The organism is Acinetobacter sp. YH12208, assembly GCF_013418055.1.
Lineage (GTDB): Bacteria > Pseudomonadota > Gammaproteobacteria > Pseudomonadales > Moraxellaceae > Acinetobacter > Acinetobacter pseudolwoffii.
The window spans coordinates 343691-362960 of record NZ_VPCT01000001.1; the positions used below are offsets into that span (position 1 = coordinate 343691).

Annotated in this window: 20 protein-coding genes; 8 read left to right on the forward strand and 12 right to left on the reverse strand. The window is 44.4% G+C overall.

Going from position 1 to position 19270, the window contains the following annotated elements:
- Genes FTU95_RS01575 through FTU95_RS01595 form a run of 5 tightly spaced genes read right to left on the reverse strand, consistent with a single transcriptional unit; the run spans window position 1 to window position 6530 of the window.
- Window positions 1-903, reverse strand: a complete 903-nt coding sequence (locus FTU95_RS01575) for a hydroxymethylglutaryl-CoA lyase (protein ID WP_180077323.1) — start codon at window positions 901-903, stop codon at window positions 1-3.
- Window positions 900-2894: an acetyl/propionyl/methylcrotonyl-CoA carboxylase subunit alpha gene (locus FTU95_RS01580; protein WP_180077325.1), complete on the reverse strand. Its 1995-nt coding sequence runs from the start codon at window positions 2892-2894 to the stop codon at window positions 900-902. Before FTU95_RS01580 ends, FTU95_RS01575 begins: the two co-directional genes overlap by 4 nt.
- 19 nt (window positions 2895-2913) lie before the next feature.
- The gene (locus FTU95_RS01585) at window positions 2914-3708 is read right to left on the reverse strand and encodes an enoyl-CoA hydratase/isomerase family protein (RefSeq protein ID WP_180077327.1); all 795 of its coding nucleotides are present in this window, start codon (window positions 3706-3708) and stop codon (window positions 2914-2916) included.
- Between the two features lie 12 nt (window positions 3709-3720).
- The gene (locus tag FTU95_RS01590; RefSeq protein WP_100535526.1) at window positions 3721-5322 is read right to left on the reverse strand and encodes a carboxyl transferase domain-containing protein; all 1602 of its coding nucleotides are present in this window, start codon (window positions 5320-5322) and stop codon (window positions 3721-3723) included.
- A gap of 35 nt (window positions 5323-5357) precedes the next feature.
- Window positions 5358-6530, reverse strand: a complete 1173-nt coding sequence (locus tag FTU95_RS01595) for an isovaleryl-CoA dehydrogenase (protein ID WP_005096545.1) — start codon at window positions 6528-6530, stop codon at window positions 5358-5360.
- Between the two features lie 147 nt (window positions 6531-6677).
- On the opposite strand from FTU95_RS01595, the gene FTU95_RS01600 reads away from it, so the two are divergent.
- From FTU95_RS01600 to FTU95_RS01620, 5 genes are all read left to right on the forward strand, one after another.
- Window positions 6678-7313 carry a TetR/AcrR family transcriptional regulator gene (locus FTU95_RS01600; protein ID WP_035337915.1) on the forward strand — a complete coding sequence of 212 codons (636 nt, stop codon included), beginning with the start codon at window positions 6678-6680 and terminating at the stop codon, window positions 7311-7313.
- 96 nt (window positions 7314-7409) lie between these two features.
- Window positions 7410-9098, forward strand: coding sequence for an AMP-binding protein (locus tag FTU95_RS01605; protein WP_180077329.1), 1689 nt, complete (start codon window positions 7410-7412; stop codon window positions 9096-9098).
- A gap of 367 nt (window positions 9099-9465) precedes the next feature.
- Window positions 9466-10137, forward strand: a complete 672-nt coding sequence (locus FTU95_RS01610) for a class I SAM-dependent methyltransferase (RefSeq protein WP_180077331.1) — start codon at window positions 9466-9468, stop codon at window positions 10135-10137.
- A gap of 63 nt (window positions 10138-10200) precedes the next feature.
- The gene (locus FTU95_RS01615; RefSeq protein WP_005096553.1) at window positions 10201-10998 is read left to right on the forward strand and encodes a thioesterase family protein; all 798 of its coding nucleotides are present in this window, start codon (window positions 10201-10203) and stop codon (window positions 10996-10998) included.
- An 82-nt stretch (window positions 10999-11080) separates the two neighbouring features.
- Complete coding sequence (locus FTU95_RS01620; protein ID WP_180077463.1) at window positions 11081-11857, forward strand: Rossmann-like and DUF2520 domain-containing protein; 777 nt, start codon at window positions 11081-11083, stop codon at window positions 11855-11857.
- 92 nt (window positions 11858-11949) lie between these two features.
- Here FTU95_RS01620 and trmB read toward each other — a convergent pair whose 3' ends face one another.
- A complete protein-coding gene (gene trmB / locus FTU95_RS01625; protein WP_100355085.1) occupies window positions 11950-12666 on the reverse strand; it encodes a tRNA (guanosine(46)-N7)-methyltransferase TrmB in 717 nt (238 codons plus the stop codon).
- A gap of 151 nt (window positions 12667-12817) precedes the next feature.
- Window positions 12818-14263 carry a SulP family inorganic anion transporter gene (locus FTU95_RS01630; protein WP_180077333.1) on the reverse strand — a complete coding sequence of 482 codons (1446 nt, stop codon included), beginning with the start codon at window positions 14261-14263 and terminating at the stop codon, window positions 12818-12820.
- A gap of 215 nt (window positions 14264-14478) precedes the next feature.
- Here FTU95_RS01630 and FTU95_RS01635 point away from each other — a divergent pair, with 215 nt between their 5' ends.
- The 3 genes from FTU95_RS01635 (at window position 14479) to FTU95_RS01645 (ending at window position 16178) form a co-directional block, all read left to right on the forward strand.
- Entirely contained in the window at window positions 14479-15090 is a 612-nt protein-coding gene (locus tag FTU95_RS01635; RefSeq protein WP_005171574.1) for a glutathione binding-like protein, read from the forward strand.
- Between the two features lie 73 nt (window positions 15091-15163).
- Window positions 15164-15574, forward strand: coding sequence for a DUF4878 domain-containing protein (locus FTU95_RS01640; protein WP_100329791.1), 411 nt, complete (start codon window positions 15164-15166; stop codon window positions 15572-15574).
- A gap of 97 nt (window positions 15575-15671) precedes the next feature.
- The gene (locus FTU95_RS01645; RefSeq protein ID WP_157797502.1) at window positions 15672-16178 is read left to right on the forward strand and encodes a YiiX/YebB-like N1pC/P60 family cysteine hydrolase; all 507 of its coding nucleotides are present in this window, start codon (window positions 15672-15674) and stop codon (window positions 16176-16178) included.
- Between the two features lie 64 nt (window positions 16179-16242).
- Here the strand turns inward: FTU95_RS01645 and FTU95_RS01650 are convergent, their stop codons facing one another.
- The 5 genes from FTU95_RS01650 to FTU95_RS01670 all read right to left on the reverse strand — a co-directional run bounded on the left by FTU95_RS01650 (window position 16243) and on the right by FTU95_RS01670 (window position 18997).
- Window positions 16243-17025 carry a thiazole synthase gene (locus FTU95_RS01650; RefSeq protein ID WP_100329789.1) on the reverse strand — a complete coding sequence of 261 codons (783 nt, stop codon included), beginning with the start codon at window positions 17023-17025 and terminating at the stop codon, window positions 16243-16245.
- Between the two features lie 14 nt (window positions 17026-17039).
- Window positions 17040-17237, reverse strand: a complete 198-nt coding sequence (gene thiS / locus FTU95_RS01655) for a sulfur carrier protein ThiS (RefSeq protein ID WP_100329788.1) — start codon at window positions 17235-17237, stop codon at window positions 17040-17042.
- Between the two features lie 35 nt (window positions 17238-17272).
- The gene (locus FTU95_RS01660) at window positions 17273-17638 is read right to left on the reverse strand and encodes a DUF423 domain-containing protein (protein ID WP_005096565.1); all 366 of its coding nucleotides are present in this window, start codon (window positions 17636-17638) and stop codon (window positions 17273-17275) included.
- A 119-nt stretch (window positions 17639-17757) separates the two neighbouring features.
- The gene (gene rpoH / locus FTU95_RS01665; RefSeq protein WP_005096567.1) at window positions 17758-18627 is read right to left on the reverse strand and encodes an RNA polymerase sigma factor RpoH; all 870 of its coding nucleotides are present in this window, start codon (window positions 18625-18627) and stop codon (window positions 17758-17760) included.
- Between the two features lie 136 nt (window positions 18628-18763).
- Window positions 18764-18997, reverse strand: coding sequence for a sulfurtransferase TusA family protein (locus FTU95_RS01670; protein ID WP_227523618.1), 234 nt, complete (start codon window positions 18995-18997; stop codon window positions 18764-18766).
- Window positions 18998-19270: the final 273 nt, after the last annotated feature.

Genomic DNA, 19270 nt, shown 5'->3' on the forward strand with positions numbered 1-19270 from the left:
TCAAGCACAGGCTTTTTGCCAATAGGCATTGGCATAATTGGATGGATTGTTGCGCTGCAAGACGTCACTGATATTACGGCTGGCCTGCATCAAGGCATCCAGCTGAATACCGGTTTCAAAGCCCATCTTGGAGAGCAGGTAATACAGGTCTTCAGTTGAAACATTGCCTGAAGCGCCTTTGGCATAAGGGCAGCCACCTAGGCCAGCAATGGATGAATCAAATACGCGAATGCCTTGCAGTAAAGACTGATAAATATTGGCGATGGCCATGCCATAGGTATTATGAAAATGTCCCGCCAGAACCTTGGTATCGATTTCAGCCAAGCAGGCCTCCCAGACATTTTTCACCCGATCCGGTGTTGCTGTACCAATGGTTTCACCCAATGACACTTCGTAGCAGCCCATCTCCAGCAAACGCTGGGTGACTTTGACCACCTGCTTCGGATCAATCGCACCTTCATAGGGGCAGTCCACCATGCAGGAGACATAACCACGTACCTTGATATCATGGGCTTGGGCAGCGGCCATGACATCGGCAAACTTTTCCAGGCTTTCATCAATCGAGCAGTTGATGTTTTTGCGGGTAAAGCTTTCAGACGCAGCGGTAAACACCGCCACTTCCTTGCAACCCACGGCCAAGGCAGATTCAAAACCTTTCAGGTTCGGCGTCAGCAAACTGAACTGAATCTTTGGGTCTTTGGGCAATCCGGCAAACAGCACATCGCTGTCGGCCATTTGCGGGACCCATTTCGCGGAAACGCAGGAGCCGACTTCAATCGCCTGTAAACCGGTTTTCATCAGGTCCAGAATCAGGTTTTTCCGGTCATCCATTGTCAGTGGTGTTTTTTCATTTTGCAGGCCATCGCGTGGCCCGACTTCGACAATTTTAACGAAATCCGTCATGCCACTTCCTCCGCCAGCGGCTGGAACTCGACCAGCTCATCACCGGCCTTGACCTGATCACCTTTCTGGAAATAGGAACTGGCGATGATGCCGTCATGCGGTGCACGAATCGAATATTCGATTTTCATGGCTTCCAGCGTCATCAGCACATCATCTTTCTTGACTTTGTCATTGGCTGCGACCAGCACCTGGGTAATGACACCTGGCATTGGTGCGATCAGATTATTTTCCGTGCCTTGCTCATCCTGATTATTAAAATCAGACTTCAGGTAATTGAACTTATAACTTTGACCATTCTGGAACAGGGTAATGCCTTGCTCAGTCTGGCTAAAAGCCAGCTTTTGCTGTTTGCCCGCCAGTTGTAACGCTAAAGTATGGGCCTCGACGAGTTTTCCTTGAATCTCAATCTGCTGACCGTTATAGCTGGCAACAAAACCTTGATCCTGGGTACTGAACTGAATTTTCAGGCTGATGCCATTGCGTTGTAATTGCACTGTATGGCTATTTTGCTGGTTTAGGCGCCAGAATGCTTTTTGCTGCCATACCGGATTGCTTGGAACGGGATTCTGTGCCTGACGTGACAGAAGTTCAATCAGTGCGGCACTAACTACCAGTTCGACACTGATATCCGCAGAAGGTTTGAGCAGAGATTCTTCTTCACGCTGAATCAGGCCAGTATCTAAATGTGCATTTTTAAAAGAGTCACACAGCACCAAGCGATCTAGAAAAGCGATATTGTTACCCAGACCATCGACATGGAACTGACCCAGTGCATGATGCATTTGGGTCAAGGCTGCTTCACGATTTTTACCCCAGACAATCAGTTTGGCAATCATCGGATCATAATAGGTGCTGATTTCATCGCCTTCGACAATGCCACTATCAACGCGGACATGGTCATTTTGCTCCGGATAATGCAGGTAGCTGATCTGACCAATCGCAGGAATAAAGCCTTTTTCCGGTTCTTCGGCATAAACACGGGCTTCGAGTGCATGTCCATGAATCTGCAATTCATGCTGCTGCTTCGGTAAAGGTTCACCAAAGGCCACGCGCAGTTGCCATTCCACCAGATCCTGTCCGGTAATCATTTCAGTGACCGGGTGCTCAACCTGCAAACGGGTATTCATTTCCATGAAATAGGCAGTACCATCTTGCTCGACGATAAACTCTACTGTACCGGCACCGACATAATCGACCGCACGTGCGGCATCAATCGCGGCCTGGCGCATCGCTTCAAGTTTGTCTTCTGGCATTTTTGGTGCAGGCGCTTCTTCAAGGACTTTTTGATGACGACGTTGTACCGAGCAATCACGTTCAAATAAATGCACATAATTGCCGTGGGTATCGCCAAAAACCTGTACTTCAATATGACGTGGCTGAATCACATAGCGTTCAATTAGCACATCTTCATTGCCAAAACTGGAACGCGCTTCGCTTTTACATGAAGCCAGCGAACTCAGAAAATCTTCACTGCGCTCGACCAGACGCATGCCTTTACCGCCACCGCCAGCACTGGCTTTGATTAGCACCGGATAGCCGATGCTGTCAGCCTGCTGTTTCAGGAAGTCGGCATCCTGATTGCTACCGTGATAGCCCGGGGTTAAAGGCACACCAGCTTTTTCCATCAACGCTTTAGAGGTGGCTTTGAGACCCATCGCCAAAATGGCATCGACAGGCGGGCCAATAAAGACAATATTATTGTCCTGACAGGCCAGGGCAAACTGGTCATTTTCCGACAAAAAGCCATAACCTGGGTGAATTGCTTGCGCACCGGTTTTTTTGGCCGCCTGAATAATACGTTCGATCTGTAAATAGCTTTGTGCTGCTGGAGATTCACCAATATAGATCGCTTCATCCGCCAGTTTGACATGCTGTGCCTGTGCATCGGCATCGGAGTATACGGCAACGGTGGCAATACCGAGTTTTTTTGCTGTACGAATCACACGGCAGGCAATTTCACCACGGTTGGCAATTAAAATCTTTTCAAACATCGTAGCATCCTTCTTGTTGTTATGCCGTGGTCTTGATCCAGGCCGGGCTTTGTTTGTTTAAAAATGCATTTAGTCCATTTTTCGCCTCATCTCCCTGGCGAATATAGGCAATATGCTGTGCAGTCTTGAGCAGTAAATCTTCGGTCAAAACCTGTTGGTCGACCAGTTGAATCAGTTGTTTTGAGGAATTTTGTGCAGCAGGGCCACCGAGTAACAGGGCTTCCACAATTTCATCAATTTTGCTATCTAAATGTTCCGGTGGAGTGACTTCATGCGCCAGTCCAATGGTTTTGGCCTGTTCCGCAGAAATTCGCTCGGCAGTCAGGAAGTAACGTGAAGCCTGACGCGCACCAATCGCACGAATCACATACGGGCTGATGGTCGAAGGCGCCAGACCTAGGCGTACTTCCGACGTCGCAAACTTGGCATCGGTACTGGCCACGCAAATATCACAAGCTGATGCCAGACCCATACCACCGCCAAAAGCAATGCCATGCACCCGGGCGATGGTTGGCTGCTTTAAAGTCGCTAGGCTTTGCAGCATTTTCGCCAGTTTTAATGCATCTGCTTCGTTGTCTGCTTGAGAAGCCTGACCGGCCTGTTTCATCCAGTTCAGATCGGCACCAGCCGAAAAGCTTTTGCCGCGCCCTGCCAGAATCACCACACGTACATCATCACGGCTATTTAAAGATTGGAAGCAGCGATACAATTCTTCAATGACCTGAGTATTAAAGGCATTGTGCAGTTCAGCGCGATTAATCCAGACAGTTGCCACTTGATTTTGCTGTTCGAGCTGTAAAAATTGATATGTCATTTTTTTCACCTCTTACATGCGGAACACGCCAAACTTGGTCGGCTGGATTGGCGCATTCAGTGCCGCAGCTAAACTAAGACCTAACACTTCACGAGATTGGGCAGGGTCAATGACACCGTCATCCCATAAACGTGCAGAGGCATAATAAGGATGACCTTGGCGTTCGTACTGATCACGAATTGGCTGTTTAAACTGATCTTCTTCTTCCGCAGACCAGTTAGCGCCTTTGACTTCAATCTGATCACGTTTTAAGGTCGACAATACGCTGGAGGCCTGTTCACCGCCCATCACTGAAATACGTGAGTTTGGCCAAGTCCACATAAAGCGTGGTGAATACGCGCGGCCACACATACCATAGTTGCCGGCACCAAATGAGCCGCCAATCACCATGGTCAGTTTAGGCACATTGGCATTGGCCACAGCCATCACCAGTTTGGCGCCATTTTTGGCAATGCCTTCATTTTCATACTGGCGGCCAACCATAAAGCCAGTGATATTCTGGATAAATAGCAGGGGAATATTGCGCTGACAGCACAGCTCAATAAAATGTGCACCTTTTTGTGCTGACTCGGAAAACAGAATGCCGTTATTGGCAATAATCCCGACTGGCATACCGTATAGGCTGGCAAATCCGGTAATCAAGGTAGTACCAAATCGAGCCTTGAATTCATCAAAACGCGAACCATCGACAATCCGGGCAATCACTTCACGGACATCAAAAGGTTTACGCGAATCTGTTGGCACGATACCGTATAGCTCTGAAGCATCAAACAAAGGCGCTTCCACATGTTCAGGCAACGGATTTGGTTTTTTATTTAAATTGGCCACAATATTGCGGGCAATTTCCAGGGCATGCTGGTCATTTTCAGCCAGATGATCGGCTACACCGGAGAGGCGGGTATGCACATCACCACCACCAAGGTCTTCACTGGAAACAACTTCACCGGTTGCAGCTTTGACCAGTGGCGGGCCACCGAGGAAAATGGTTCCCTGATTGCGTACAATAATAGTTTCATCCGACATGGCAGGCACATAGGCACCACCCGCCGTACAACTGCCCATTACCACGGCAATCTGGGCAATGCCTTGGCTCGACATACGCGCCTGATTATAGAAAATACGTCCGAAGTGATCACGATCCGGGAAGACTTCATCTTGTAGCGGCAAATAGGCACCGCCAGAATCGACCAGATAAATACAGGTCAAATGATTCTGCTCGGCAATTTCCTGAGCACGCAAATGTTTTTTTACGGTCAGTGGATAATAAGTGCCCCCTTTAACAGTCGCATCATTGGCAATGATCATGCAGGTTACGCCATTGACCTGACCAACGCCAGCGACCACGCCCGCAGCAGGCACATCGTCCTGATAGACCTGATAGGCAGCCAGTTGTCCAATTTCAATAAATGCCGTGCCAGGATCAATCAGATGATCAATACGTTCTCTGGCTAGTAATTTACCGCGATCCAAATGTTTTTGACGGGCAGTTTCACCCCCACCCAAGGCAATTTTTTGGACTTTCTGTTTCAGGTCTTCGACCAGATTTTGCATCGCCGTCTGGTTGTTTTTAAATTCGTCGCTGCGAATATTAATTTTGCTCTTTAATTGATTCATGCCGAACATCCTTGTCTATTCTTGTGATTTATTTTTTAGGCAGTTTCATTAAACAGTTCGCGGCCAATCAGCATGCGGCGAATTTCTGAGGTGCCTGCGCCAATTTCATACAGTTTGGCATCGCGCCATAGACGTCCCGCAGCAAACTCGTTGATATAACCGTTGCCACCCAAGGTTTGAATGGTTTCGCCCGCCATCCAGGTGGCTTTTTCAGCTGCATATAAAATCGCACTGGCGGCATCTTTACGCAGGCTACGGCTATGCTCTGCCTTGTCACATTCTGCGCCAACTGCATAGACCAGGGCTTTACAGGCCAGCCAGGTGGAATACATGTCAGCAATTTTGCCCTGCATCAACTGGAATTCACCCAGCGCCTGACCAAACTGTTTACGATCATGAATATACGGAATCACGGTATCCATACAGGCATCCATAATGCCGAGTGGGCCTGCACTTAAAACAGCACGTTCATAGTCCAGACCGCTCATCAGCACTTTGGTGCCATTGCCGACACCGCCGAGCACGTTTTCTTTTGGCACTGCGACATTGTCAAAAAATAGTGGATAAGTGTTTGAGCCACGCATGCCGAGTTTGTCTAGGTGCGTACCGTGACTAAACCCCGGCATATTTTTTTCAACCAGAAAAGCGGTCATGCCTTTGGCACCGGCTTGTAAATCGGTTTTTGCGTAGACCACCAGTACATCGGCATCGCCGCCATTGGTGATCCACATTTTCGAACCATTCAGCAGGTAATGATCACCTTTGTCTTCCGCTTTGAGTTTCATGCTGACCACATCGGATCCGGCATTGGGTTCGGACATGGCCAAGGCACCGACATAATCACCAGATACCAGTTTGGGCAGATAGCGCTGCTTTTGTTCTTCGCTGCCATTACGCTTAATCTGGTTTACACATAGGTTAGAATGTGCGCCATAGGACAAACCAATCGATGCTGAAGCACGGGAAATTTCCTGCATGGCAATGATGTGCGCCAGATAACCGAAATTTGAACCGCCATATTCCTCACTGACCGTCAGACCGAGCAGGCCCATCTCGCCAAATTTTTTCCAAAGGTGAGCAGGGAATTCATTGTCACGGTCCACTTGTTGAGCAATTGGAGCAATTTCCTTGGCGCAAAATGCAGCCACTGAATCACGAAGTGCAATAAGTGTTTCGTCCAAACCGAAATCCAAGCTTTGTAAATTCATTCTTCATCCATCCTGTGGTTCTATTTGTTGTATCCAAAAAAGCATTTTTGTTGTGCTTGTTATTTAACATACATCGAAAATTTAAAAAAGTGAATCAATATTCACAAAATGATTTACAATTCATTTTATCTTGTTGAGATTAATTTTATGAGTTATAAAAGATCATCATTGATGCAGGAACGAATGGAGCAAAATCGCTTGGCGATCTTGCAATCTGCTCGTGAGCTGATTACTCAAGGGGGCTTTAAAGAGGCGTCGATTCAGGCGATTGCAGAACGTGCAGGCGTTTCTACAGGCTTGGTATATCGATATTTCGAAAACAAGAATCAGATTTTGATTCAGGTTTTGTCAGAAGCAATTCGGCTTGAGATTGAGATTTTAAATCACATTGCTGCCTCGGATTTATCGCCAAAACAGAAATTGCAAAAATCTGTTACAACTTTTGTGAAGCGAGCCATGAACAGCCCACAGTTGGCGTATTCGCTGATGTTCGAACCGGTCGATCCGGAAATGGAACATGAGCGTTTTCACAGTAAACAGCTAATCAAGCAAAGCATTAAGGAAATTTTGGCTGAAGGAAAAGTCAATGGCGAGTTTGAATTTGAAGATTTAAATACCGCAGCGCTGGGTGTGGTTGGTTCCATGACCTTTGTGGTAATTGAACCTTTGAATCCATCTCGGAATATCAGGTTTGATCAAAATTATAAGGATCACTTTGTCAAACAGATTGCCGATTTTTGTGTCAACGCAGTACGTCGACAGGAGGGAGTAGCAGGAGCATAAAACACAAAAAACAGGCAGGAAGACAGGGTTGTCGTGGTCAAAAACAATTAATAGAGTTGAAAATCAGAATTACAAAGAATCAAGGAGATCGATTCAATGACACAAGTACGGTTAAGCTATGCCTACGGAACAAGCAGCCAACCCTTATTGGGCATGACAATTGGCGAAAAATTTGATCAGGCATGCGAACAGTATGCACATTCTGATGCAATCGTCAGCTTGCACCAGAATGTGCGTCTGAGCTATCAGCAGTTGCAGCAGCAAGTGAATGCTTTTGCCTGTAGTTTGCAAAAACTGGGCCTGAAAAAAGGTGACCGTCTGGCCATCTGGTCGCCGAACTGTGTGGAATGGACCATTACCCAGTTTGCTGCATTTAAGGCGGGAATTATTCTGGTGAACTTGAATCCAGCTTATAAAAGTAATGAACTGGAATATGTCTTAAACAAGGTCTCCTGTAAGGGACTGGTGATTGCAGCGCAGTTTAAAACCACTGACTATCAGGAAATTCTGACTAAAATTGCACCTGAGCTGATGCAGACTGAAAGTAAATTCCTCAATGCAGAGCGCTTGCCGCATTTAAAGCATGTGATTAAAATTGATGATCAGCAGCATACCGGTATCCACCGTTTTCAGGATTTACTAAGCTCGCCAAGCGCCCAAGAGCTGGAACAACTGCAACAGATCTCCAGTGAATTGCAGTTCGATGAAACGATTAATATCCAGTTTACTTCGGGCACTACGGGTAATCCGAAAGGCACCATGCTGACCCATAATAATATTTTAAATAACGGGTACTTTGTCGGTGAAGCGATTCATTTAGGTCCAGAAGACCGCGTCTGTATTTCAGTTCCTTTATTTCACTGCTTTGGTATGGTGATGGGTAATCTGGCCTGTATTACGCATGGTTCTGCCATGATCTATCCATCAGCTGTATTTAATCCGCTGGAAACCTTGAAAGCCATTCAGCAGGAAAAATGTACCGCGGCTTATGGGGTGCCGACCATGTTTATTGCCATTCTTGAGCATGAACAGTTTGATGAATTTGATCTGAGCAGTTTACGTACCGGCATTATGGCCGGCAGTCCATGTCCACAGGAAATCATGCAGCGTGTGATTGAGCGGATGCATATGTCAGATATCACCATTTGCTATGGCATGACTGAAACCGCACCGGTCAGTGCGCAAAGCTCTACCGCAGACTCCATTGAACAGCGTGTTACGACAGTCGGCCGGGTACATCCGCATCTGGAAGTGAAAATTGTCGATGAAGATGGCAAGGTGGTGCCGCGCGGACAACTCGGTGAACTCTGTGTGCGTGGTTATTCGGTGATGCTCGGTTATTGGGAAGATCAGGATAAAACTGCAGAAGTAATTGATAATGCGCGCTGGATGCATACGGGTGATATTGCTGAAATGGATGATGAAGGCTTTGTCAAAATCAAGGGGCGAATCAAGGATGTCGTCATTCGTGGCGGTGAAAACCTGTTCCCCAAAGAAATTGAAGACTTCCTTTATACCCATCCTGCGGTTTCAGATGTTCAGGTGATTGGTGTGCCAGATCATAAGTATGGTGAAGAACTCTGTGCCTGCATCATTTTGCATGAAAACGATCCGTGTACTGAAGAAACTATTCGCCAGTATTGTGCCGAGCATATCTCACACAATAAAGTGCCGCGCTATGTGCGTTTCTTCCATGAGTTCCCGATGACAGCTTCCGGTAAGGCGCAGAAGTTTAAATTACGTGAATTTATGCGTGAAGAGTTGAACTTAAAGGAAATAGCTTAAGTATTGTTTAGTTTTTGAGATTGGTGAATTCTTCAACTTTTTTATCATTAAAAAAGTTGAAGAGAAACTATTAAGAAAAAGCGAAAGATCTGCACAGCCTCACTTAGAAAGAAAGATTTTAATTTTAACGTGTAGGCCATGCTTTGACTTTCGATGGGCTAAAAGTAAACAAAAGCCCTTTATTTTGCTGAAGGGACATCCATGTCCCTTCAGCAAAATGGCGACATTCATGTCGCCTGTCATGTGATTAGATTTAGGATAATGGTCGAAAATTTAAAACCTTTAGATGGAATCTTTATCAATATTGTAATAACTGATAAACCGAATGCTCTTTAGTCTGTTGAATGGTGTGAGGTAAAGTGAAAATATGGCAAAAAACTTTCATAGTGAACTCGTCGTCGCTAATTATGATGAGCACATCCGTAAACTGATTCCCGGCTATGAACTGGTACATCAGCAAATTGATGCCATCCTAACCACTCATTTACCCGAAATTGCCCATATATTGGTCGTTGGTTGCGGGACAGGCTATGAGCTATCTTATCTGTTGCAACGCCACCCAAACTGGACATTTACTGCAATTGATCCATCGGCGACTATGCTGGAACAGGCGCAGAAAAATATTGGGTTAGGCCTGGGATCGCAGCGGATTCGTTTTATTCAGACAGATACACAAAGCTTAAATCAAGATAATCAGTTTGATGCGGCTCTAGCAATTTTGGTGGCACATTTTATTCCATCAGAAAATAAAACTGAATTTTTTCAGGATATATCCGATAGTCTTAAGACTGATGGAATCCTGTTAACCTATGACTTGATGCAACCTGAAAATGAAACTGAATTAAAAATCTTGCAAAAAATGGCACAGCAGACAGGACTCAGTATTCAACAAAGCGAAAAAATGATTGAACGATTACAGCAGGATTTTCATTTAATCTCTGCCCAAGATTTAGCAGCGCTTTTAACCAAAGTCGGATTTAAACATAGCAAAATTTACTGTCAAATCATGAATTATTATGGTTTTTTTATACAGAAATAAGCATAGCTAACTGAAACAGTTAACTAGAAATTTAAATATAAGATTCAAGGAAGTGTAAAAACAATGTCAGCCTACTATCGTTTCATCAACCGCGAACAGCATGCCGATGGCAGCAGCACTGCTTATTATGAATCTAATATTCATGCGCAAGGTGCATGGAATCCGCATGAGCAGCATATGGCGCCCGCGACTGGCATTATTTGTGCAGAACTGGAACAGTTTCAGCCACGTGCAGAGATGCGCATTGGCCGGGTGAGTCTGGATATCTTTGGACTGATTGCTTTTGGTGAATTTTCCATTACTACGCGCATGATTCGTCCGGGTAAAACCATCGAACTTATTGAAGCAGAAATGTGTGCCAACGGGAAAACCTGTATTGTGGCACGTGCCTGGAAAATGATGACTTCGGATACCCGTGCGATCGCTGGTCTGGAAGATTTTCCGGTTCAGCACCCTGAAGACCTGCCGGTGTGGGAAGGGATGCGCTGCTGGCCAGGTGGTTATATTCAAAGTATTAATACCCGTGCCCATGTCGATCATCGTGCGGGCAAAGGTATTGTCTGGTTATCGAATGCCCTGGAAATGGTAGAAGGTCAGACGACCAGCGACTTTAGCCGCTTGATGGGAATGGTGGATACAGCCAATGGCGTGGTGCCGCGTCAGGATCCAAATGCGGGATGGGGCTTTCCAAATCTGGACTTGCAGATTCATTTGCATCGTTTACCTAAAGGCACATGGCTAGGACTAGAAGTGCTACAGCAATATGGTGAAGATGGCATTGGTTTAACCAGTGGAATTTTACATGATCTTCATGGGCCTTTTGGTCGCAGTGAGCAGATTTTAACCTTACGTAAATTTTAAAATCTGATTTACACAAAAGGACGAATTGCTTCGTCCTTTTTTTATTGGCATGCTGTGCGCAATTATTCAGGAAGATCAGCAGATGCGGATTAGTATTATTGGGGCAGGTCGAGTTGCCTTTCATCTTGCCCAAGGCTTAAATGGACAGCATGAGCTTGTACAAATCTATAGCCGCAGTTTTGCCAAGGCAGAACAGCTGGCATCTAAATTTAAGGCTCAGGCGATCAACGCTCCTGAATTACTGCATTCCGAAATTGATCTTTTAATCATTGCCGTCAGTGACCAATTCATTCGATCTGTCATCGAGCAGGTACATGCCTATCTTCCTGATGTGTTGATCGTACATACTTCTGGCAGTACCCACTTAAACGTTTTGCAGGATGTTCACCCACGTTCAGGCGTATTTTATCCTTTACAGACTTTTAGTCTGGAGCGTGACATCGACTGGTCAAATACGCCTTTATTTATTGAAGCGGATAATGCTGAAGATCAAGAAAAACTGCATGATCTAGCAAATAGCCTAAGCAATAGAGTCTATCACTATAGCTCTGAACAACGCTTAAGTTTGCATCTGGCCGCAGTATTTGCCTGTAATTTCAGTAATTATTGTTATGATATGGCCAAACAGATTGTCGAGGCCGAGCAGGTCGATTTCAGTCTGCTGTATCCCTTAATACTAGAAACTGCCCATAAAGCCACAGAAAATGATCCAAGGCAGATGCAGACTGGCCCCGCCATGCGTGGTGATCAAAATATCCTGAATATGCATCAGCAGATGCTCGTTCATATGCAGCGGGAAGATTTGCAAAATGTCTATCAGTTGTTGAGCCAGCAGATTCTCACGTGTCATCAAAAATGAAGAAGCTAATGATTTATCTACAGAGCAGGGTTCAAAGACAAATTTTCTCTATAAAAAAGCGCTGAATAATCAGCGCTTTTTTGAGTCTTAGATTAAGAAATTTTCTTAAAGATAAAGTCATTAATCTTGTGACCGGCTTCAATGCCGCGACGCTCAAACTTGGTTTGTGGACGCCAGTCAGGACGAGGATAGCTGTTGCCTTTACCTGCGAGGTTTTCCAGACGTGGACGTTCTTCCAGAACTTCAAGCATCCATTCTGCATATGGTTCCCAATCCGTTGCAGCATGGAAGGTGCCGCCCAGCTCCAGCTTTTGCTCAACCAGTGGCATACGTTCATGTGAAACAAAACGGCGTTTAAAATGACGTTTTTTCTGCCATGGATCAGGGAAGTAAAGCTGAACCGTATTGATACTATTGTCCGGCATTTCACGCAGCACTTGAATCGCATCAGCATCCAGTACACGTAAGTTGGTTACGCCGGCCATACCTGCTTCATAGACACACTGCGCAATGCCTGGTACATGAACTTCAATCCCGACAAAATTACGCTCGGGATTGGCCTTGGCCATCAGCACCAGAGAACGACCCATACCAAAACCGATTTCTACCGTTAAAGGACGCTCCGGATGTTCAAAGTGTTGACGTAAATCGCCCACCGGATATTCCAAAATTAAGTGACCATATTGTTCAAGCGCAGTACGTTGAGAGGTGTTCAGCGGCATTGAGCGGCGCATAAACGTCACGATTTCACGGTGCTCGCTTAAATTGTCCAGCTCCACGACTTGCTGGTCTAATTGATCGTTCGACATAACTTTGGCAAATCTAAAAATTCAGAATGCGGTATTTTAAGTCCTGAGCCGAGCAAGTCAAACTTTTCTCGGTATTTCTCCATAAAAATCGGCAAGATCTTCCAGATACAATAAAAGAGCCAAGCGAGGCTCTTTTATTAATCATCATGCCTCAGCTACTAAAACGGTCAATCAAGGTGCTGCTGGCTTCATTTAAACCAATCACGGTCACCTCTATACCTTGGGCTTTGAACTTCTGAATCACGTTATTCAGCATATTGACTGAGGTCACATCCCAAATATGCGCATGGGTCAGATCCAGCTCGACATGTGCAAGCTTTTCTTTAAAATCAAAGAACTGATAGAACTTCTCTGAACTGCTAAAGAAAATCTGTCCAGAAATAAAGTAGCTGCGTGAATGAGCCGAATTCAAATGCGTATAGACATGTACGGTTCTTTCCAGTTTATTGATAAAGAACAGAGCAGAAAGCAGCACGCCAACAAATACACCCAGTGCCAGATTATGGGTGGCTAAAACCACCAGCACCACCGCAATCATAACCACATTAAATTCCAGCGGATGTTTATTGAATTGTTTGACTGAACCCCACTGGAAAGTGGTAAAGGCGACCATCACCATAATCGCCACCAAAGCCGCCATCGGAATATAAGCCAGCCAGTCTTTCAGAAACACCACCAGGCACAGCAAAAATACACCGGCAATCAGCGTTGATAAACGGGTTCGTGCACCGGAAGACACATTAATAATCGATTGACCGATCATGGCACAACCGGCCATGCCACCCATAAAACCACTGACAATATTGGCCATACCCTGACCACGACATTCCTGATGGCGGTCACCTTCAGTTCCGGTGACTTCATCAATTACAGTCGTGGTCATCATGCTTTCCAGCAAACCGACAGTCGCCAGCGTCAATGAATAAGGCAGTACAATTTGTAGGGTTTCCAGGTTGAGCGGAATCTCCGGCAGCAGGAACACTGGTAAGGTGTCCGGAAATTGCCCCAGATCACTCACGGTTCGCATATCTGCACCCAAGAACAGCGCCAGTCCACTCAGCACGATGATGCAAATTAGCGGAGAAGGAATGGCTTTACCAATTTTAGGCAGATAAGGAAATAGATAGATAATCGTCAGACCCATGGCAATAAACAGATAGCCCATCCCATCCATTTTTTGCATCTCGGGAAGCTGTGCGACAAAAATCAGAATTGCCAATGCATTCAAAAATCCATACACCACAGCTTGCGAAACAAAGCGCATCAACTTGGCCACTTTAAAATAACCGGCAATGACCTGAATAATTCCGGTCAGAATAGTCGCTACCAGCAGATATTGCAGTCCATGGTCTTTTACCAGCGTAATCATCAGCAGTGCCATCGCACCCGTAGCCGCTGAGATCATGGCAGGGCGGCCGCCAAAAAAAGCAATCGTCACAGCAATACAAAACGAAGCATAGAGACCGACCTGCGGATCGACGCCAGCAATTGCAGAGAAGGCGATCGACTCGGGAATTAAGGCCAGTCCAACCACCAAACCTGCGAGTACATCAGTCCGGACATTGGAAAACCATTCTTCTTTTTTAAGGCTAATCACGAAATATCATCTAAATTTGGAAAACCTGGGTATCTTAAACAGATGCGGTCAAAAATCTACAGAGATGGGCTTGAAAAAGCCGTTAATTTCCTGAATATTGAATGAGTAAATGTCCTGAGGGGCAGTTACGCTTTTTTGCAATTTACAGGTTTGATCACTTGAAAGTTTGACAGAAGCGATTTAAAACATAGAGAAGTGTATAACAAGGATCAGAAATGAAGCTTTACTATTCGCCGGGTGCATGCTCACTGGCAGCTCATATTATTTTAAATGAAATTAATGTCGATTTTGATTTGGAACGTGTTGATTTAAAAACACATAAAACAGAGAAAGGTACGGATTATTACGAAATTAATCCTAAAGGCTATGTACCAGCCTTAGAAATTAATCCTGGTCTGATCCTGACAGAAAACGTAGCCATTTTACCTTTTCTGGCTCAACACGATCCAAAACAAGATCTGATTCCGCCATCTGGTATGGGACGTGCCAAAGTTCTGGAATGGCTGGGTTATCTCAATTCAGAATTGCATGATGCTTATGCGGTGTTCTTTGGTGGCAAGTTATCCGATGATGAAAAGAAAAAAGCCTATGCAGAAGTCGATCGTCTATTAAGTTATATCGACAAAGCGATTGCTGAATCAGACAATGACTATCTGGTTGATGATAACTTTGGCCCAGCCGATGCTTATCTGTTTGTGTTGACCAATTGGTCGAATCATATTGAGCATGATTTAAGTCCGTATAAGAATATTATTCATATCCGCAATAAAGTCGCAGAGCGTCAGTCTGTACAGATTGCAATGCGAGATGAAGGTCTAATTCCATAAAATTTAAAAAAAAGCATAATTATTATGCTTTTTTTTTGACTTTCATTTAATAATTGCTATTGGAATAAATAAGATGAAGAGAATACTGAATTTAGTATTAAGTTTCGGTTTAACGGGAATGCTGGTTGCATGTAGTAGTGTTAAAAATCCAGAAAATGTAGCTCAAGAATATGTTACAGCAGCCTATAAAGGCGATTCAGAAAAAATGCTCTCTTATATTTATATACCTGAAAATGTTAAAGCCCAAGCAGGTTCTGAAGAAATGATTCAAGGCAAAATAAAAGCTGGCGCGGCAAAGGCTAAAGAGCAAGCTGAACGTAAAGGCGGAGTCAAAGAAATTAGTGTGGTAGACAAAAATATCGATGAAGCAAATGGAAAAGGACGGGTGACTATCGGAGTCAGCTTTAAAAATGAAGGCTCTAATTCTGTAACAGATCGAGTAAAACTTATCAAAAATGAAGATAAATGGAAAGTTGATTTATAATCGGTTTAGTTTGATTTTGGGCAGATTAGTTATTCTAATCTGCCTTTTTATTGGGTTTCCCCCCCAAGATACTATAAAGCAAGATAAACAGATTTATATGCCCGAGCACGCATTTCAAGTGGGTGATTGGATTGTTCGGGAAGGGGTGGGTTACGAAAGTTTTTTAATCAAAAAACTGAGTGGGAGTGAATACTCACATATTGGCGTGATTGCAGAAACTCAACCGAATATTTTGGTGGTGCATGCGACCACAGATGATGATCCCTCACATGTAAATCAAGTGATTCAATCAGATATCAGTGATTTTATTGACTCAAAACGAGCAAAAAAGTGGGCAGTTTATAGAGAAAGCAGTTTAGAGCCATATAAAAGAAAAGATATTGCTAGGGCCGTGACAAGGCAGGTAGGAGAGCAATTTATTTTAGGATCAAGAGGTGAGACGCATCGTTATTGCACTACGATTATTGCAGAGAAACTTCCATTGTCTTTACGTAATAAACTGGTCTGGAGCAAGATTGAATTGCCAGGCTTGCAGGGGGAGCTGCTTTTTCCTGATGCTTTATTAAAGCTTGAATCCGTCGAGCTGATTTATAAAAATAGATAATTTAGGATGAGTAAAAGCTAAATGATAGTCAAAGAATCATACAATCCTTTGACTACGATGAGATTTATTTAAAGAAATAACCAGTTTCCGGCGAGCTGGCATTGGCCATACGTTTGCGTGGCATACGGCCGGCCAGAAAAGCTTCACGGCCAGCTTCGACTGCTTTTTTCATGGCTGAGGCCATGAGTACCGGATTCTGTGCAGCCGCAATCGCCGTATTCATCAGTACACCATCACAGCCCAGTTCCATCGCAATTGCGGCATCACTTGCAGTACCAACACCGGCATCGACCAGTACAGGCACTTTGGCATTTTCTTTAATAATCGACAGGGTATGTGGATTGAGAATTCCCAAGCCCGAACCAATCAGGCTGCCCAAAGGCATAATTGCCACACAGCCCATGCTTTCCAGTTCTTGCGCCACGATTGGATCATCCGAAGTATAGACCATGATCTCAAAGCCATCGTCAATCAAGGTACGTGCAGCTTTCAGGGTTTCGGTCACATTCGGATATAAGGTCTTTTCATCGCCTAAAACTTCAAGCTTGACCAGATTATGGCCATCAAGGAGTTCGCGTGCCAGCATACAGGTGCGAACGGCACTATTGGCATCGAAACAACCTGCGGTATTTGGCAAAATGGTATATTTTTCCGGAGGAATGACTGACAGCAGATTCGGCTGATCTGGATGCTGTCCAATATTGACCCGACGAATCGCGACAGTAACAATCTCTGCGCCACTGGTTTGAATGGCTTGCTGAGTTTCATTTAAATCTTTATATTTGCCTGTGCCTACCAAAAGGCGAGACTGGAATTGGCGTGAACCAATCTGTAATAAATCTTGCATAATTGTCCCGAGTATTAGCCGCCACCGACCGCGTGAATAATTTCTATTTTGTCTGTATCGCAAATCGGCGTATCGCCTAATTTGCTTTTAGGAATAATCATTTCATTGACTTCAACTGCAAAACGCTTACCCTCAAGCGCCATACTCTGAATCAGTTCCAGCAGATTCTTGCAGTGAGTTTCCTGTTGTTCGCCATTGATATAAATCATCATTCTAGCTACCCTCCATGATTAAGTGATTTTCAGACTTATCTGGCGTATTTTAAAGCATTCCAAGCCAGAATTAACCATCCTGCAATCATTAAAGCACCACCAATTGGCGTAATTGCGCCTAATCCACGTGGTAAACCCAAGGCCATGATATACAGTGAACCAGAAAATAATAAAATACCGACCTGAATTAGCCAAAAACTCCATTGAATCGGGAGTGTCGGAATGACTTTCGCGAGCAAGGCCAGAATAAGCAAACCTAAGGCATGATAGAAAAAATAATCCGTTGCCGTTTGCCACCAGCCGAGCTGGGCTTCAGTCGCGCGCGCTTTTAAACCATGTGCACCAAAGGCACCGAGCATCACGGCAAGCGCCAAGTTGAGTGCTGAAATCGCAATCCACATTTGAATTGATCTTCCTGATAAAGTTTGCGCTCAACCTTAGCATAAATTCAAAATTCGGACATAAAAAAGCCTTCATCAAAGAAGGCTTTTTCAGATTAAATCAATAACAGAATTTGGTATTAATTGGAGGACATCGCCACTTTAATTTTTTCCATGGCATTTTTTTCCAGCTGACGAATACGTTCCGCGGAAACGTTATATTCGGCGGCCAGCTCATGCAGGGTTGATTTCTCGTCATCTAGCCAGCGGCGCTGCAAGATATTACGTGAACGATCATCGAGCTGATCCATGGCTTCGTGCAGAGCAGAAGTACTTTGTTCCTCATAATCCTCATTTTCAATCAGACGGGCCGGATCATAACGGTTATCTTCAAGATATAAAGCCGGTGCAACATAAGTTGAACCTTCATCATCGTCATCGCCGGAAGCATCAAAAGCAGCATCATATGCCGTCAAACGGCCTTCCATCTCCAGAACTTGTTCTGGTGTGACATTTAAATCATTGGCAATCGACTGTGCTTCTGCGAGGGTCAACTTTTTCGATGATTTTTTCAGGCTACGCAGATTAAAAAACAGTTTACGTTGCGCTTTGGTGGTGGCGATTTTAACAATACGCCAGTTACGGATCACATATTCATGAATTTCCGCCTTAATCCAGTGCACAGCAAATGACACCAAACGTACGCCCATATTCGGGTCAAAACGTTTTACAGCTTTCATCAGACCCAGGTTGCCTTCCTGAATCAGGTCGCCTTGTGGCAGACCATAACCTGCATAACTGCGTGCAATATGCACCACAAAACGCAAATGTGACATGACCAGCATTTTTGCTGCATCTAAATCCTGGTCATAGTAATAGCGTTCAGCCAACTCTTTTTCTTGTTCGGCCGTTAAAATCGGAATCTGATTGACAGTGCTGATATAAGCACCGAGGTTGACCCCTGGCGCCGATAATGACAGGGGCATCAACTGATTGCGGCTGTCACTCATGTGTTCTCCTTGAAGTGCGGGATAACCCTAAACATAGGTTTTATCTTAATCCAATCTCTCCGCAAATAATGGATATTTGGGTAGAGAAATGTAAAAAAGTATACGAAACTAAGATAAACAGTTTAATTGAAAATTTTTAAGATTCAATCAAGTAGTGAAATTCTGAATCAGAAACTTTTCTTGATTCAAGCTTGAGTTGATGAATCTGGCAATAACGGCTGACATCCGTCTGACTATGTGGATCAGAGGATTTGAGCAAGAAAGTTTTCTGATTACCGGCCTTTAGTGCCCGTTTTAACATTAAAAGCGGCATCGGGCAGGGTTTTCCCATGGCATCGATAAGACAATACTGCTCTGGATTTTGCGACATTAGGGTTTCATTCATATAGCAAAAAAATGACAATAAATAGTAACAAAGAAGCGTATAGAACCAAACTGCTTTAATAAAAATCAGGATCTAAAAGAAGATATAAAGTCTTTTGACAATTTTCATGAAAAAAATAACTAAATCAAACAGAACATGCTAAAAAAAATCTATTAATTGTGATAAACCCATGTTAAGCTCGTTGCGTATTTGGGACTTTGAATAAACAAAGTGATTGTTTTTCACCCTATTACATAAATGGATGTAACCGGGATTTTG

What these genes read in the sequence shown, in the direction of transcription:
- FTU95_RS01575 (WP_180077323.1), bottom strand. Translation starts at nt 903, where the DNA reads ATGACGGATTTCGTTAAAATTGTCGAAGTCGGGCCACGCGATGGCCTG.
- FTU95_RS01580 (WP_180077325.1), bottom strand. Translation starts at nt 2,894, where the DNA reads ATGTTTGAAAAGATTTTAATTGCCAACCGTGGTGAAATTGCCTGCCGT.
- FTU95_RS01585 (WP_180077327.1), bottom strand. Translation starts at nt 3,708, where the DNA reads ATGACATATCAATTTTTACAGCTCGAACAGCAAAATCAAGTGGCAACT.
- FTU95_RS01590 (WP_100535526.1), bottom strand. Translation starts at nt 5,322, where the DNA reads ATGAATCAATTAAAGAGCAAAATTAATATTCGCAGCGACGAATTTAAA.
- FTU95_RS01595 (WP_005096545.1), bottom strand. Translation starts at nt 6,530, where the DNA reads ATGAATTTACAAAGCTTGGATTTCGGTTTGGACGAAACACTTATTGCA.
- FTU95_RS01600 (WP_035337915.1), top strand. Translation starts at nt 6,678, where the DNA reads ATGAGTTATAAAAGATCATCATTGATGCAGGAACGAATGGAGCAAAAT.
- FTU95_RS01605 (WP_180077329.1), top strand. Translation starts at nt 7,410, where the DNA reads ATGACACAAGTACGGTTAAGCTATGCCTACGGAACAAGCAGCCAACCC.
- FTU95_RS01610 (WP_180077331.1), top strand. Translation starts at nt 9,466, where the DNA reads ATGGCAAAAAACTTTCATAGTGAACTCGTCGTCGCTAATTATGATGAG.
- FTU95_RS01615 (WP_005096553.1), top strand. Translation starts at nt 10,201, where the DNA reads ATGTCAGCCTACTATCGTTTCATCAACCGCGAACAGCATGCCGATGGC.
- FTU95_RS01620 (WP_180077463.1), top strand. Translation starts at nt 11,081, where the DNA reads ATGCGGATTAGTATTATTGGGGCAGGTCGAGTTGCCTTTCATCTTGCC.
- trmB (WP_100355085.1), bottom strand. Translation starts at nt 12,666, where the DNA reads ATGTCGAACGATCAATTAGACCAGCAAGTCGTGGAGCTGGACAATTTA.
- FTU95_RS01635 (WP_005171574.1), top strand. Translation starts at nt 14,479, where the DNA reads ATGAAGCTTTACTATTCGCCGGGTGCATGCTCACTGGCAGCTCATATT.
- FTU95_RS01640 (WP_100329791.1), top strand. Translation starts at nt 15,164, where the DNA reads ATGAAGAGAATACTGAATTTAGTATTAAGTTTCGGTTTAACGGGAATG.
- FTU95_RS01645 (WP_157797502.1), top strand. Translation starts at nt 15,672, where the DNA reads ATGCCCGAGCACGCATTTCAAGTGGGTGATTGGATTGTTCGGGAAGGG.
- FTU95_RS01650 (WP_100329789.1), bottom strand. Translation starts at nt 17,025, where the DNA reads ATGCAAGATTTATTACAGATTGGTTCACGCCAATTCCAGTCTCGCCTT.
- thiS (WP_100329788.1), bottom strand. Translation starts at nt 17,237, where the DNA reads ATGATGATTTATATCAATGGCGAACAACAGGAAACTCACTGCAAGAAT.
- FTU95_RS01660 (WP_005096565.1), bottom strand. Translation starts at nt 17,638, where the DNA reads ATGTGGATTGCGATTTCAGCACTCAACTTGGCGCTTGCCGTGATGCTC.
- rpoH (WP_005096567.1), bottom strand. Translation starts at nt 18,627, where the DNA reads ATGAGTGACAGCCGCAATCAGTTGATGCCCCTGTCATTATCGGCGCCA.
- FTU95_RS01670 (WP_227523618.1), bottom strand. Translation starts at nt 18,997, where the DNA reads ATGTCGCAAAATCCAGAGCAGTATTGTCTTATCGATGCCATGGGAAAA.